This window comes from Megamonas rupellensis DSM 19944 (assembly GCF_000378365.1).
Taxonomy (GTDB): domain Bacteria; phylum Bacillota; class Negativicutes; order Selenomonadales; family Selenomonadaceae; genus Megamonas; species Megamonas funiformis.
Genome location: NZ_KB899568.1, coordinates 92,636 through 108,071, shown reverse-complemented (window position 1 = coordinate 108,071; position 15,436 = coordinate 92,636). Strand labels below are relative to the sequence as shown.

Annotated in this window: 15 protein-coding genes; all 15 read right to left on the bottom strand. The window is 32.4% G+C overall.

Annotation, left to right across the window (positions count from 1 at the left end; genetic code table 11):
- Positions 1-200 precede the first annotated feature (200 nt).
- Positions 201-602 carry a RuvC family protein gene (locus F553_RS0102110; RefSeq protein WP_018998795.1) on the bottom strand — a complete coding sequence of 134 codons (402 nt, stop codon included), beginning with the start codon at positions 600-602 and terminating at the stop codon, positions 201-203.
- Entirely contained in the window at positions 595-1,824 is a 1,230-nt protein-coding gene (locus F553_RS0102105; RefSeq protein WP_018998794.1) for a DUF3084 domain-containing protein, read from the bottom strand. Before F553_RS0102105 ends, F553_RS0102110 begins: the two co-directional genes overlap by 8 nt.
- 24 nt (positions 1,825-1,848) lie before the next feature.
- Positions 1,849-2,934 carry an LptF/LptG family permease gene (locus F553_RS0102100; protein ID WP_008539776.1) on the bottom strand — a complete coding sequence of 362 codons (1,086 nt, stop codon included), beginning with the start codon at positions 2,932-2,934 and terminating at the stop codon, positions 1,849-1,851.
- Positions 2,935-2,947: 13 nt separating this feature from the next.
- Entirely contained in the window at positions 2,948-3,667 is a 720-nt protein-coding gene (gene lptB / locus F553_RS0102095; protein WP_008539774.1) for an LPS export ABC transporter ATP-binding protein, read from the bottom strand.
- A 44-nt stretch (positions 3,668-3,711) separates the two neighbouring features.
- Positions 3,712-4,488, bottom strand: coding sequence for an LptA/OstA family protein (locus F553_RS0102090; RefSeq protein ID WP_008539772.1), 777 nt, complete (start codon positions 4,486-4,488; stop codon positions 3,712-3,714).
- Positions 4,489-5,043: an LPS export ABC transporter periplasmic protein LptC gene (lptC, locus tag F553_RS0102085; protein WP_018998793.1), complete on the bottom strand. Its 555-nt coding sequence runs from the start codon at positions 5,041-5,043 to the stop codon at positions 4,489-4,491. It lies immediately after the preceding gene.
- Positions 5,040-5,951, bottom strand: coding sequence for a lysophospholipid acyltransferase family protein (locus F553_RS0102080; RefSeq protein WP_008539767.1), 912 nt, complete (start codon positions 5,949-5,951; stop codon positions 5,040-5,042). Before F553_RS0102080 ends, lptC begins: the two co-directional genes overlap by 4 nt.
- Before the next feature lie 29 nt (positions 5,952-5,980).
- Positions 5,981-6,562, bottom strand: coding sequence for a KdsC family phosphatase (locus F553_RS0102075; RefSeq protein WP_018998792.1), 582 nt, complete (start codon positions 6,560-6,562; stop codon positions 5,981-5,983).
- Complete coding sequence (locus F553_RS0102070; protein WP_008539763.1) at positions 6,562-7,533, bottom strand: KpsF/GutQ family sugar-phosphate isomerase; 972 nt, start codon at positions 7,531-7,533, stop codon at positions 6,562-6,564. Before F553_RS0102070 ends, F553_RS0102075 begins: the two co-directional genes overlap by 1 nt.
- A 44-nt stretch (positions 7,534-7,577) precedes the next feature.
- Positions 7,578-8,408, bottom strand: coding sequence for a 3-deoxy-8-phosphooctulonate synthase (kdsA, locus tag F553_RS0102065; protein WP_018998791.1), 831 nt, complete (start codon positions 8,406-8,408; stop codon positions 7,578-7,580).
- Positions 8,409-8,432: 24 nt separating this feature from the next.
- Positions 8,433-9,170: a 3-deoxy-manno-octulosonate cytidylyltransferase gene (gene kdsB / locus F553_RS0102060; protein WP_018998790.1), complete on the bottom strand. Its 738-nt coding sequence runs from the start codon at positions 9,168-9,170 to the stop codon at positions 8,433-8,435.
- Positions 9,171-9,172: 2 nt separating this feature from the next.
- Positions 9,173-11,650 carry a tetraacyldisaccharide 4'-kinase gene (gene lpxK / locus F553_RS0102055; RefSeq protein WP_018998789.1) on the bottom strand — a complete coding sequence of 826 codons (2,478 nt, stop codon included), beginning with the start codon at positions 11,648-11,650 and terminating at the stop codon, positions 9,173-9,175.
- A 9-nt stretch (positions 11,651-11,659) separates the two neighbouring features.
- Positions 11,660-13,393, bottom strand: coding sequence for an ABC transporter ATP-binding protein (locus F553_RS0102050; protein ID WP_008539759.1), 1,734 nt, complete (start codon positions 13,391-13,393; stop codon positions 11,660-11,662).
- A gap of 5 nt (positions 13,394-13,398) precedes the next feature.
- A complete protein-coding gene (gene lpxB / locus F553_RS0102045) occupies positions 13,399-14,553 on the bottom strand; it encodes a lipid-A-disaccharide synthase (RefSeq protein WP_018998788.1) in 1,155 nt (384 codons plus the stop codon).
- Positions 14,554-14,629: 76 nt separating this feature from the next.
- The gene (locus tag F553_RS0102040) at positions 14,630-15,436 is read right to left on the bottom strand and encodes an LpxI family protein (RefSeq protein WP_008539757.1); all 807 of its coding nucleotides are present in this window, start codon (positions 15,434-15,436) and stop codon (positions 14,630-14,632) included.

Sequence of the window (15,436 nt, the reverse complement as noted above, 5' to 3'; positions counted from 1 at the left end):
TCATGTTCTTATAAAAACGCTTCATCTATATCACCTTCTATCATTATAGCATTAAGCTAGGCATAAAAATAAGTGACAAAAGTCATATTTGTATTTATGTTTATACATACATATACAATCACTTTATAAAAAAACTGTATTTTAAAAACTAGACTAAATAAATTCATCTAATTTCTAAAATACAGTCTCAAAATCTAAAATTATTTATTATCCTTTAAATATTTCCTACCGATAACAATAGCAGCATAATCATCAACAGGAACTGGTGGTACTTGCATACCTAAAGGAATTAATTTTTTCCAACCTTTAGGTGGATTTTCCTGAAAATATAATTTTCTGGCTTCATCTGTTGTTCGATATTCATTTATTAAAACTATATCTCTATCTATAAATTCTTGTTTTAATAAATCATATTTTTTCTTACTGCTCGTACCATTTCCCATGACAATCGTCTTGATAATGTATTTCTCCAGCAAAGACTTTATTATTTGCACTAATTCGTCTGAATTAATTATTTTATGCTCTAAAACATCACTATTCTTTAAAATAGCTATGCCTGTTTTTTCTCTACCTGGATCAATAGCTAAAATTTCATCATTCATGATTAATCTCTTGCTCTGTTTCATTTTTTAAATAGATATGCAAACGCAATGGTCCTAAAACTTCTGTATCAGCAGCTGCAAAGGCACTAATTAAAACGTCTTTACCTCTGTTTTCAGCTAAAGCTTTTTCAATGGCATATATCTGATTGCCGTTTATCACACCAACTGTACCAGTCAAAGGATTTGGCAAAATACCATTATTTATAGCTGTCATATTCACATTACGTAGAAAATCGCTTATCAACATTTCACTATTACTACCATCAATAGGAACATTGTATATCTTTTGATATACAAATTCATTTTCTTGATAAACTACACGATTAGGATGCATCTCTAATTCAGTCAATACAGGATCACCTTTTACTAAATTAGCAGCTACAATAAGGCGAATAACTGTATCTCCTTTAGCTTGCTTTAATCTATCCATCGCTTTTTGATATTCGATAGGATAAATCCAAACGCCATCTTTAGAGCCTTCTGTTCCCAATCTATCAATTATTTTACTATTAGCTAATGCTATGATTTGATTTAAATCATTTTGAATTTTTACTGGGTCATCAGTCTTTTTAATTACACCGCTAGCCAACAATTCGCCTACACGATAAATTATTGGTCGTTCACGAATATTTTCTATACCTTCTTGCAAGTCATTATTCGTTTTTTCCAATTCTAAATTATCGGCTTTCAAACTTTCATTATTGGCTAATAAAAATTGATTATTTTCGACTAAACTTTGATTATGTTCTATCAAAGTCTGATTATCTGACCACAATTCTTGATTTCTATTTTGCAAAGCAACTTGTTCTTGTCTTAGAAGTTCAGCTGCTTGCTGGGCAATTTCTAAATCCTCTTGAGTTTCTTCTAAATTCTTTTTAGATTTAGCATATTCCTCTTTAGTCGTATTTAAATCGTTTTTTACATTGACTAAAGCGCCTGAAGCTTCTTCAAGCATAGATTGTTTTTCATTTAATTCTGCCTTTAATTTATTCATACCAAAAAGAGCGGTACGAACATCTTTGGAAGCAATAGCCAATATACCAAAGGTAACAGTTGTAATCAATATACCTGTGATAATTGTTACCAAAATAGATGTATGTCTTGGTCTTAAACCAAATAATGATAATTTTTTCTTGCCAACTTTACTGCCTAGGCGGTCGCCAATGAAAGCGATTACGCCACCGGTTAAAACTAATACGACAATCAGCATAATGCCATACACGGTTCATACCACCTACTTATTATTTTATTTTGATTCTTTACGAATTAAATAAATACCTGCTATCAAAGTTACAATATTAGGTATCCAAACAGCTATAACTGGCGGAATAAAGGAATTTTGTCCAATTGCACCAGCTAAAGTCATCAAAGTATAGTAAATGAAAATAATTATAATACTTATACCAAAACCGATAGAAGAAGAACTACGATTTGGCTGAATGCCAAGTGGTGCCCCAATTAAAGCAAACATCAAGCTAGCCATTGGCACTGTGAAACGTTGATATAATTCTATCTCTAATTTTTTAGTATCCACATATTGAGATTTCATTATATTAATCTGTTCACGAAGTTCTTTAATTGTCATCTCATCAGGTTTTTTCTGACTTTTAATAATCTGTTTAGGAGTTTGATTTATTGGCAAAACCTGTGAGTCAAATTTCATCATACGTTCTGTGTTTGGTTGAGATAAATCATATAATACACCATTATACATTACCCATTCGTCAACACTCCATTTAGCATATTCTGCGTTTTCTACACGCACCATTTTACCCTGTTCAAATTCCTGTATGGATAAATTATCTAAATTTCCTGTTTCAGCATCATATTTACGAGCATATACTAATCTTTGAATATTACCATCTTGGATTTGTTTGATAATTATATGCTCTTGAGATTCTGGAGATGTATTTCCTTGAATTTCATATCGCACTAAATCAGCATAAGCTTGGTTAGATGCAGGTACTACATATTCATTAAAACCAATGGAAAAAATACTAACGCCAAGAGAAAAAGCTATAACTGGTGTTACTAATCGTTTAAAACTAACACCACATGCCTTCATAGCAATAATTTCACTATTGCCTGATAATCTACCAAATGTCAATAATGCTGCAAGCAACATAGACATTGGGAATGTCCACACTATAATGCCTGGTAAACTATAGATGATTAAACGCACTATAGCTGAAAAAGATGCACCATATTGTGTTATATATTGAGCAATTCTCAATAATGTTCCTGACCCTAAAAATACAGCTGAAAATGCACAGATGCCAAAGATAAAGGTCATAATTGTTTCTTTTAATATATATTTATCTAAAATACGCATCTATCATCTTCTCCTATAATTTAAAGTCTTCACCTAAATAGAACTTACGAGCGAGTTCACTATTAGCAATTGTATCGCTATCGCCTTCTAAAAGAATTTGTCCACTATTCATAATATAAGCTCTATCTACAATTTGCAAAGTTTCTCTTACATTATGGTCAGTGATTAAAATTCCCATGCCACGTTCTTTTAAATAACTGATAATTCCCTGAATATCAGCCACTGCTAAAGGGTCAATTCCTGCAAAGGGTTCATCTAATAAAATGAAATGAGGTTCTAGTGCTAGACCTCTTGCGATTTCTACACGTCTACGTTCCCCACCAGAAAGTTGCATACCTAAACGAGTTCTTATATGAGTGATATTAAATTCTTCTAAAAGGTCATCAATCTTTTTATCTTGTTCTTTTTTGGATAAATTTCTAGTTTGTAAAATTGCTCGCAAATTATCCTCTACTGTCAATTTACGAAAAATAGATGCTTCCTGTGCTAAATAACTTATACCTAGATCTGCACGTTCATTAATAGGCAATCTAGTAATATCAATATCAGAAATAAATACTTTTCCTGATGTTGGCTTTTCTATTCCTACAATCATATAAAAAGTTGTAGTCTTTCCTGCACCATTTGGACCTAATAAACCTACAATTTCACCTTTCTTTACATGCAAAGAAACATCTCTTACTGCAGGCGTTCCTTTATACTCTTTAATAAGATTTTTTACTTCAATATGCAAACGTGTCACTCATTTCTATCTTTATCATCTAACCATCAACTATTTTATTTAATATTCACATTATCTCCTAAATAAACAGTTAATGTATTTCCTCTAACAATATTACCATTTTGAGTAGCTACTGCATTTCCTGTAAGTACTAATTTACCATTTTCTGTACTGTTGTAAGTAGCATTGTCACTATTAGTTACAATATTTCTTGATGGACTTTTAATATTTACATTGCCTGTAGCTACAAAATTAAAATCTTGACCATTGCCACTATAAGTTGCTGTATCGCTTGTAGATTGTACATCATTAGTTTTACTATTTAAATATACATTGCCTGTAGCTGTATATTGATTTGTCATCAAATTTCCTGATAATACATCACCGCGAATATCAGCTTGTGGTCCAGTTGCATTTCCGCCTAAAGGCATGGATATATCACTTGTTGCTTGATTATAATGTATTTCTTCTCCAGTTAATGTATTATCAGCTTTTACCAATACTACAGAACCTTTAGCTACAACTTCTTTATTAGCATTAGAAATCAAGCTTTCTGCCTTTAAGTTCATATCATCTTTATTTGCAGTTACGCCACCTGTAATAGAGGCTTCCTGTGTTTTAAAATTATATGTTGCTTGACCGCCAGTTAATACGCCACCATCACGAATAATAGTTACGCCACCTGTAGCTATTGCCATATCTGTCTGCGCATTATATTCTATTACATCGCCTTTTAATTCAATAGGAGCATCTGCTGCAATAACTGTATTTATCATTGAAAAACTCATAATAGCTACAGCAAGTGCTGTTTTTAGCTTACTATATTTTTTCATTTATTGATTATCTCCTTTTATAATATGTGCATTACCCATTAATTTGAAATTAGTAAATGCATCTTTACTTTCAGCCTTATCTGCTGTTGCCCTCATACCTGGCTTATTGATATCAACATTTCCTTCACAAGTCAATATGCCTTGCTCACCATTCCAAGTGACTTTATCTGTTTTAAATTTCAATTCATCACTTGATTTAGCTTCTATTCCATCAACCAATTCAATATTTTTATTTTTCTGGTCATATGTCGCTTTAGGAGCATTTATTTCTATGCTTGTTCCATCTTCACGATAAAAAGTACCTTTTACTTTTTCCATGGTAAACATCTGTGAATCTTGGTCTACTGTCATTGTTTCTGCATAACATTGCCAAATCAATTTACCATTTACTTCTTCTTTCAAAGTATTATTGTGATATACCATAACTTTATTTGTCTGTGTATTTTGTGTTTCTTCAACTTTTGGTCTACTAGCATAAGCCCAATAAATCAAACCAACTACTAACAAGACAAGAATTAAAACTATGGCATTTTTTTTATTTACCTTTTTAGTCATTTATTGACCACCTTAGTTTTTACGGTATGATGTTTTACTTTCTGCTGTTCAGGACGTGTATTCCAACGTTTTTGGAACCATATCCACTGCGTAGGATGTGCTATGATTTGCTCTTCAATAACTTTTGTCATACGCTCTGTGAAATCATACAAATCAGCATTTGTATCTCCAGTATCATTATATACTATTGGTTCATAAATTTCTATTTTATGTGTACCATCACTTTGACGAATGATAAATGCTGGCACAACTGGTGACATAAATTTACGAGCAAATACAGCAGGACCCATTGGTGTTGAGCATACTTCACCTAAAAATTCAATAAACGCTCCACCTGGACCTGCATCTTGGTCTGCTAAAAAGCCTAAAATACGACCTTTTTTCAAAGCTCTTGAAGCTGCCAAAAGCTCTGAAGCTGCACCACGTGCAAATATTTCTACCCCTACTTGAGCACGATATTCATCTAATAACTTTGTATACTGAGAGTCTGGCTGTGTTTTGGCAAGTGCTGTAACAGAAAAACCTGCTTTAACAAGACCAGCAGCAAGCCATTCCCATGTACCCATATGTGCTGTTAAAATTACAACACCTCTATTTTTTGCATATTCACGTTTTAAAATGTCTAAGCCTTCAAATTTTATATATTTAAAATCATCTTTTTTCAATCTTGGCATATATAAAATTTCCAAGACATTTTGACTTAAATTGATAAATGAATCTTTGACAATTTTCTTTGCCTTTTCCTCATCTATTTTAAAGGATTTCATCATTCTATCAACTGCACGATTGCGTTCTTTAGCTATTAAATGAAAATATAATATACCTAGTATATGCCCTAATCTAAGCAAATTTTTATGTGATAAACAACATAAAAAAGCACTAAAATATTTTAATAATTTATATTTCATTCTAATTCCTCTAATGTCTAAATAAACTTTTATTGTGAAATATTTTTTTCTACTTCTTTAGCATCTGTTTCATCTTCTATATTTAAATAACTATCAATAACAGCTTGCCATTTTTCTTGTGCTTTCAAAATAAATTCTATAATTTGACGAACTGCGCCTTTTCCACCAGCAAAATCACTTATTAAAATAGACACAGATTTTGCTTCTTCGGTAGCATCAGCTACAGTTGCTGGAAATCCAACTCTTTTCATTACAGCTAAATCAAATAAATCATCGCCAATATAAGCTACTTCTTCATCTTTTAATTGATATTCAGCCAATAATTCCTTATAAGCTGGAACTTTATTTTTTTTATTTTGATAAAAAGCATTTATTTTTAATTCCCTAGCACGATAAGCGAGCATCTTAGATTCTCTACCTGTGATAATAGCTGTTTTTATCCCTAATTTTTGGGCTAGAGTAATCCCTAGCCCATCTCTTACATTAAAAGTTTTAAATAATTCACCATTATCACCAACGGCTATAGAGCCATCTGTCAATACTCCATCAACATCTAAAATGAGCATTTTTACATTTTTTGCTCGTGCTAATGCATCTTGTGTATATTGCATTAAACCACTCCCTGACGAAGTAAATCAGTAAGATGAACTATACCTACTGGTTCATTTTTCTCTACATCAATTACTGGAAGCACTGTAATTGGTTTTGGTTGATGTTTTTCCATCATACTGAGTGCTTCAGCAGCCATTTTATCTTTTGTAATTATTACTGGATTTTTAGTCATTAAATCTTCTACTGGCTCATCTAAAAATTCTGCTCCACGAGCAAGCATACGGCGAATATCACCATCTGTTACAAGTCCAATGAATTTGCCATTTTCATCAACAACAGAAGTTGCACCTAATCCTTTTGCAGTCATTAAGAACAATGCTTCTTTTGCTGTTTTATGCACAGAAATAACAGGATTATCTTCTCCTGAATGCATAACATTTTCTACAGTTAAAAGTAATCTTCTGCCAAGTGCTCCACCTGGATGGAATACTGCAAAATCTTGAGCAGTGAAATTACGTGAAGATAAAAGTGCTATAGCTAGTGCATCTCCCATAGCAAGAGTCGCTGTTGTACTAGCTGTTGGTGCAAGACCTAATGGACATGCTTCACGCTCTACACTTATATCAATATAATAATCTGCATTTTTGCCAAGTGTAGATTCACGTCTACCACTCATAGCAATAATTTTTGCACCTATGCGTTTAATAATCGGTAAGATATTTACAATTTCATTGGATTCACCGCTATTAGAAATAGCAAGTACCATATCATTAGCTGTAACCATACCTAAATCACCATGGAAAGCTTCTGCTGGATGCATAAAAAATGATGGTGTTCCTGTACTAGCCAAACTAGCTGCTATTTTTCTACCTACATGACCAGATTTTCCCATACCTGTTACAATAACGCGACCATTACAAGCTAAAATAGCATTTACAATTGTTTCAAATTCATCATCAATATGATTAATTAATTTTTTTACCGCATCAGCTTCTATTTGAAGTGTTTCTATAGCCTTTTCTTTTATCATGATTATTACCTCACAATTTAACTCTCAAAAATCCCAGTAATATTTTATTTGTTTATTTTTTTCTTTGTTATTTCATTGATTGCGATTAAATCTTTTAATAAATCTTCTAATTTATCTAAGTAAACCATATTTGGTCCATCGCAAAGTGCTTCTTCTGGATTATCATGAACTTCCATGAAGAAACCATCTACACCTACACCAGCTGCACCACGAGCTAAGAATTCTACATATTCACGATTGCCAGCAGAACTTGTTCCTGCGCCACCTGGTAATTGTACGCTATGTGTAGCATCAAAAATAACTGGATATCCTGTAGAACGCATAATAGGGAAAGAACGCATATCTACAACTAAGTTATTATAACCAAAGCTTGCTCCACGTTCTGTGAGTAAAATCTTTTCAGAACCAGCTTCTTCTAATTTTTTTACTACATTTTTCATATCTGCTGGAGCCAAGAATTGACCTTTTTTTACATTTACTACACAGCCAGATTTTGCAGCTGTATATAATAAATCTGTTTGACGGCTTAAAAATGCTGGTATCTGTAATACATCTACTACTTTAGATACTGGTTCTACCTGTGTTTCATTGTGAATATCTGTAACTACTGGAACATTGAGTTCATCTTTAATACTTTGAAGCCATTTTAAACCTTCTTCTAATCCTGGTCCACGATATCCATTATAAGAAGAACGATTTGCTTTATCGAATGAAGCTTTAAATACATAAGGAATACCAAGTCGAGAAGTTATCTCTTTTATAGTTTTACCAATATATAAAGAGCGTTCATATGATTCTAATACACATGGACCTGCTAAAAGTACTAATGGATTTCCCGCACCAACTTCAAAATTGCCAATTTTTACTGTATGCATAGCTACACTTCCTTACTTTTTAATTTATTTATTTTTTTCCATTTCTTGGTATATTTTATTTACTTCTTCTAAATCTTCTTTTGTATCCACACCAACAAAATGTTTATCTGTGGCTATAACTTTTATTTTATAACCATTTTCTAAAGCTCTAAGTTGCTCTAAAGACTCTGTCTGTTCAAGTGGTGTTGGTTGCATTTTAGCATATTGTAACAGAAAATCTCTACGATATCCATAAATTCCAATATGTTTATAGACAACAACTCCTGTAGCTTCACGAGGATATGGTATTAAAGAACGTGAAAAATACAATGCATAACCATTTTTATCTGTAATTACTTTTACATTTCCTGGTTTTGCTTTTTCTTCTTCTTTCATAGGAGTCTTCACTGTAGCCATTTTTAAATCTTCATCATTTAAAAATTCTTGTGCTAAATCATCAATAATCTGTGGATCAATAAGTGGTTCATCACCTTGAACATTGATGATTACATCTGCATCTGGGCATTTTTGAGCTACTTCTGCCAGTCTATCTGTACCTGTTGGATGATTTTTTGCTGTCATTATAGCTTTTCCGCCAGCTTTGACCACAGCTTCATATACTCTTTCATCATCAACAGCTGCTATTACTTCTGCTGGTTTTGTAGCATTTAATACACGTTCATATACACGTACAACCATTGGTTTTCCAGCTATATCAGCAAGAGGTTTCCCTGGTAATCTTGTAGATGCATAACGAGCTGGTATTACACAAATAATTTTCATATTTATCCCTTCAATCTAGGTAATTTTTCTTTCAAGTATTCAAATAAAACTTGTGTTTCATCAATAAAAGTAACTTCTATACTAATGATGTAAATTGGTATAGGTCGTTTTTTACACAATAATGTTTCAGGAATTTTTACAGCATCTTTATCAGTGATAATGATAGCTTCTGCACCTTGCTCTTCGGCTTGATGCATTACATCTCTTATTTCTTCTTCTGTATAATCATGATGGTCTGGGAAACGCAAGCTTTCTGTAATGACAGCTCCAATATCATTTAAAGTTTGTTCAAATGAAGCTGGATTTCCAATAGCTGACATAGCTATGACTTTATGACCTTTCATCATATCTACAGATAAAATTTCATTTGGTTTTCGACTGAATAAATTGCCAATTTCTACAAAGCCTAATGGCTTATGTGTACTTTTTACTACTAAAGCATGATCATTGTATTTTGCCAAAGTATCTCTTATTTCCTTGCATGCGGATTTGCTAGCTTGATCCACTTTTGTCAATAGACAAACATCTGCTCTATTTAAATGATTTAATGGCTCACGAAGAGTTCCACGTGGTAACATATGACCATTGCCAAATATATTAATAGCATCAACTAATAAAATATTTAAGTCGCGTTTTAATTGCCAATGTTGATAGCCGTCATCTAAAATTACCACATCTACATTGAAATTATCTACAGCATATTTTCCTGTGATCGTTCTATCTGTACCAATTAAAACTGGAATATCTGGCAAACTTCTAGCTAAAAGATAAGCTTCATCTCCTGCTTGATCTGCTGACATAAATACTTGATTGCCATCAGATACAATGCCCACTTCGCCTTTCCATTTTGCACGATAACCACGATTTAAAATTGCTACTTTATAGCCTAAATCGCGAATATATCTGGCTAAAAGTTTAGCAGTTGGTGTTTTTCCTGTGCCACCAACAGTGATATTACCAATGCTGATGACAAAACAATCCAATTTTACTTGTTTAGCAATACCCCATTTATATAAATTCAATTGGAAATTTACTAAACTACGATAAATCAAGGAAAAACTATATAACACACCTAAAAATAATTTTGCTGGTATGCTTTTCTTATTTTTATCATGTACTAATTTGTATAAATAAGTTTGGAGATTTTCTATTTTTTCTGTAGAACGTACCTGCACAGGATTTACTTTTTCGTATTCATCTAATAATTCATGTAAAATAACAGCAGAACGACGAGAAGCTCCTCGATTATCTTCAATTATCTGCAAAGTTTCTCTTTCCATCTGATGACGTTTTTCAGGGCAATTAAATAGCTCTAGTACTGCCTCTGTTAATTCTTTGCTATTTTTTACAGTAATACATGCATTTCGCTTACTAAATAATACATGAGTATCTTTGAAGTTAAACATATTCGGACCAACTATTATCGCCTTTCCATGAGCTGCCGGCTCTAAAATATTATGTCCACCATGTTTTATTAAACTTCCACCTACATAGATAACATCGCCTACACTATAGACTTTACCTAATTCTCCAATAGTATCTAAAATCACTACATCTTGTTCATATGATGGTTTTTCTTTTAGTACAGTACGGAAATTTGTCTTAAATCCGTGTTTATGACAAATACTAGCAATTTCATCTTTACGCAAAATACTTCTTGGTGCAATCAATAATTTAACATTAGGATGCTGTTTTTTTAATTCACTATAAGCTTCTAAAACAGCTTCTTCTTCACCTTTATGCGTACTTCCTGCTAAAAATATTCCTTTTGCCTTATCCAAACATAATTCTCTCAACATATTGTTACGTTCTTTTTCATCTACATTAGTATATGTTTGGTCAAATTTCGTATTACCTGTAACGGTAACTAAATTTTCATCTGCACCTAAACGAATAATATATGAAGCATCTATTTCTGATTGCATAGCAAATTTTCTTACTGTGCCAATCATATCAGATAAAATACTAAACATATATTTATAACGTTTTACAGATTTATCACTAATTCTGCCATTTACCATCATTACTGGTATATTATATTTTCTTGTAGCCTTTAAAAAATTCGGCCAAAGTTCTGTTTCTACAGGTAAAAATACACGAGGACGAATTTTTTTGATAAAACGCTCAGGAAGCCATGGCAAATCTAAAGGAAAATAAATTATACTATCTGCATCTTTGATAATGCGATTAGCCATAGTATATCCTGTATTAGTTACTACTGATACTAATATGGGAGTATCGGGAAATTCTCTGCGAAATTCTTTAATAATTGGACTTGTCGCTACAATTTCTCCCACAGAAGAGGCATGTATCCAAATACAATTTTTGCCTGCCACTTTATCTAAGGCATGCTCTGGCAAAAAACCAAAACTTTGAATCATGCGTTTTAAAAATCCTTTTTCACGAATAGTTCTAACTATAAAATATGGTATCAATAGTATAACAAGCAATATAGCTACAATATTATATAAAATCTGCATATGCTTCACCTATTTTGCTTTCTTATTACTAAATTGTATGTTATACAAATGACTATATAAACCACCTGTCTGCATAAGTTCTTGATGTGTACCCATTTCTTGTACACGTCCATTGTCTAACACAACAATTTTATCAGCATGTACAATTGTTGATAGACGATGTGCTATAACAAATGATGTTCGACCAACCATCAATTTATCCAATGCCTCTTGAACAATTTCTTCACTTTCTGTATCAAGTGCCGATGTTGCTTCATCTAAAATCAAAATACGTGGATTTTTTAAGATAGCTCTAGCAATCGCCATACGTTGACGTTGACCGCCAGATAAAGTTATACCACGTTCACCAATTTTCGTATCATAGCCATCAGCTAAATTCATAATAAAATTATGTGCATTAGCTGCTTTTGCTGCTTCAATGATTTCTTCATCAGTTGCATCTAATCTACCATAGCGAATATTTTCTTTAATTGTGCCACTAAATAACATGGTTTCTTGAGGCACTACACCAATTTGTTCACGCAATGATTTTATAGTAACATCTCGAATATCTATATCATCTATTGTTATAGCGCCCTCAGTTACATCATAAAATCTAGGAATTAAATTTGCAATAGTAGATTTTCCTGCTCCACTAGGACCTACAAATGCAATTACTTGACCTGGATTAGCTGTTAAAGATAAATCATGTAATACATTCACACCATCTTTATAGCCAAAACTAACATGATCAAATTTAACTTTACCACTGATTTTAGGAAGCTCTTTAGCATCAGGTTTATCCTTTAAATCTTCCTGTGTATCTAATACATCAAATACACGTTCCGCCGCTGCCATAGCTTTATTAATTGTGCCATATACTCTACTAATACGTTTTACAGGATTAGCTAAATTTACGGCATAAGTTAAAAAGGCGATAAGTGCCCCAGCTGTCAAAGCGCCATTAACTACTTGATAACCACCAAACCATAAAATTACAGTTACAATTACAGCTGCTAAAAATTCTACAGTTGGTGTCAACAATGAACTAAGCTGTACACTTTTCATATTTGCTTTAAAGTTTAAATCATTTTGATTTTGAAATCTTTCAATTTCATGTTCTTCTCTAGCAAATGATTTTACTACACGAACGCCAGAAATTGTTTCTTGTAATAATGATGTTATTTCTGCTGTACGTTCTTGAATTAATGAACCACTTTTTTTGAGCTTTCTACCAAAAATTTTCATAGCTTGCCCAATCAATGGTACAACTATCAACGTAACTAAACTCAATTTCCAATCCAAATAAAACATCATAACTAAAGAACCTATCAAAATTGATGATTCTGTAACTAATTCTATTAAACTATCAACTAATGCTGCTTGAAGTGCTGCTACGTCATTAGTTATATAGCTCATAATTGTTCCTGTTTGTTTTTTTTCATAATATGCTAACTGCAACTTCTGAAATTTCACATAAAGCATTTCACGAACATCAATAATTACTCTTTGTGCTATATATGATACTAAATACGACTGACCATAGAAGAATATCCCTCTAAAGAAAAATACTACCACTATGCCTACTGCAATTAAATTTAACAGTACCATATCTCTTTCCATAAGTACCTTATCAATCATATCCTTTATAATCCAAGGTACATATAAATTTGCTGCTGCTGACATTATGATACAAACAATAGCTAATAAAAGCCTTTTCCAATATGGTTTTATAAATAAAATCAATCTCTTATAATCATTCATATCATTTATCCCTTAATCTCATTTTTAAATTTATCAGCTGTTTGTAATATTAACTCAGCTGTCTTATCAGCCACTCCTGGTGAACCTAGCTTTTCCTTTACCATTAATAATTCTTCTTTTACTTTTTTAGCAGATTCAGTATCTTTATATAAATCTCTAGCAAGTCGAGCTATATTTTCACCATTTACTTCATCTTGTAACAATTCTGGCAAAACTTGTTTATCAACTAAAATATTTGGCAAACTAAAATATTTTATCTTCACAAAAATTTTAGCTATGCGATATGTGATAGCAGACATCTTATATAAAACAATTGATGGAAGTCCCATAAGTGCAGCTTCCAAAGTAACTGTTCCCGAAGTTGCAATAGCAAAATCACAGCAATTCATCAAATCATATGTCTTTGTTTCACATAATTTTACTGTTAAACTATATTCATTTATCTTTTCTTCTAAATATTTTTTATCAATACCAGTAGCTACAGGTAAAAAAAACTTTACTTCTGGTCGTTCTTTCTTTATTAACTGCGCAGCTTGAAGCATTGGTTCTAATAAATTAGCTATTTCTTGCTTTCTACTTCCCGGCAATAATAAAATATTATCTTCTTTCAAATTTATGCCAAAAAATTCAGCTGCCATCTCGCGACTCATTGAAGCCTTTACATTATCCATCAATGGATTTCCTACAAATGAAATATCTGCGCCTGCTTTTTTATATACATCTAATTCAAACGGAAAAATCGCTACAATCTTATCAGCAATTTTAGCTACTTCTTTAGCTCTGCCCTTACGCCATGCCCAAGCTGAAGGTGGTATATATGAAAATACAGGTATATTCATTTTCTTAGCTTCTTTAGCGAGACGCCAATTAAAATCTGGATAATCTATTAAGACTAAAATATCAGGCTTTTGTTTTTTCATTTCTGCTACTAAGGCATCTTTTAATTTAAACATTTTGCGTAAATTAACTAATACTTCCCAAAAACCCATCACACTATAATCTAACATATTTTTACAAAGCTTTACTCCAGCTTGTTCCATTTGTGGACCACCAAAGCCAAACATTTCAATATCACTACAGATATTTTTCAAAGCTTTAGCCAAATTTGCTCCATGCATATCACCAGAAGTTTCCCCTGCTGAAAACATAATTTTATACATACAAACCTCCAGCCTTTATCAAGCAGAAAAAGACGCGATGATAACATTTTATAATGTATCGCCGCGTCCTACCATACTACATTGCCACAATAGTTATAGCATTTTCATCAGCTAGTGATAAAACTTTTTCTCTATCTACAATTAAAGTGCGTCCTGCTTCAATTACTAAACCAGAAGCTTTTACTTCTATCATAGATTCAATTGTTTTTACACCAACAGCTGGCATATCAAAACGATTATCTTGAGCTGGTTTTGCCACTTTTGCTACAACTGCATTTCCGCAAGCGAGTTTTCCGCCACGTAAAATACATGCATCAGTTCCTTCAATAGCTTCTAAAGCCATTACTGCTTTATCTTTAACAACTACAGTCTGACCAATATCCAAGCCGCCAAGAGCTTTTGCCATTTTGAAACCGAATTCCATATCTAAATTTTCTCTCTCTGTTGGTTGACGTTTAGTCAATACACCTTTTTTAGGCATAATCATTTTCAAAAGCATAGTCTGGTCAAATGTGGTAATTCCTTCTTTAGCAAGTTCTGCCACAAATGCCAACATCATAGTATCATCACTTCTATCTTTTAATGATGATAACAAAGCTATCATTCTAGCATCAGGTAATTCATGTTGTCCTGAAAATAAAATTTCCTTAGTAACTTTACCAATCATGACAACATCTGTTACTTCTTTACCTTTTAAATAATCAATTATACTACCCAATTGAGCTACATTGATGGATTTAAAATCTGTTGCTACATTTTTTAAATCTTCTTCTACACCATCAACTAAACCTACAGCATAAACATCTATACCCATAGCTCTTGCTGCTTTTGCTACTTCAACTGGTAATCTACCTATCCCAGATAATAAACCTATTGATTTCAT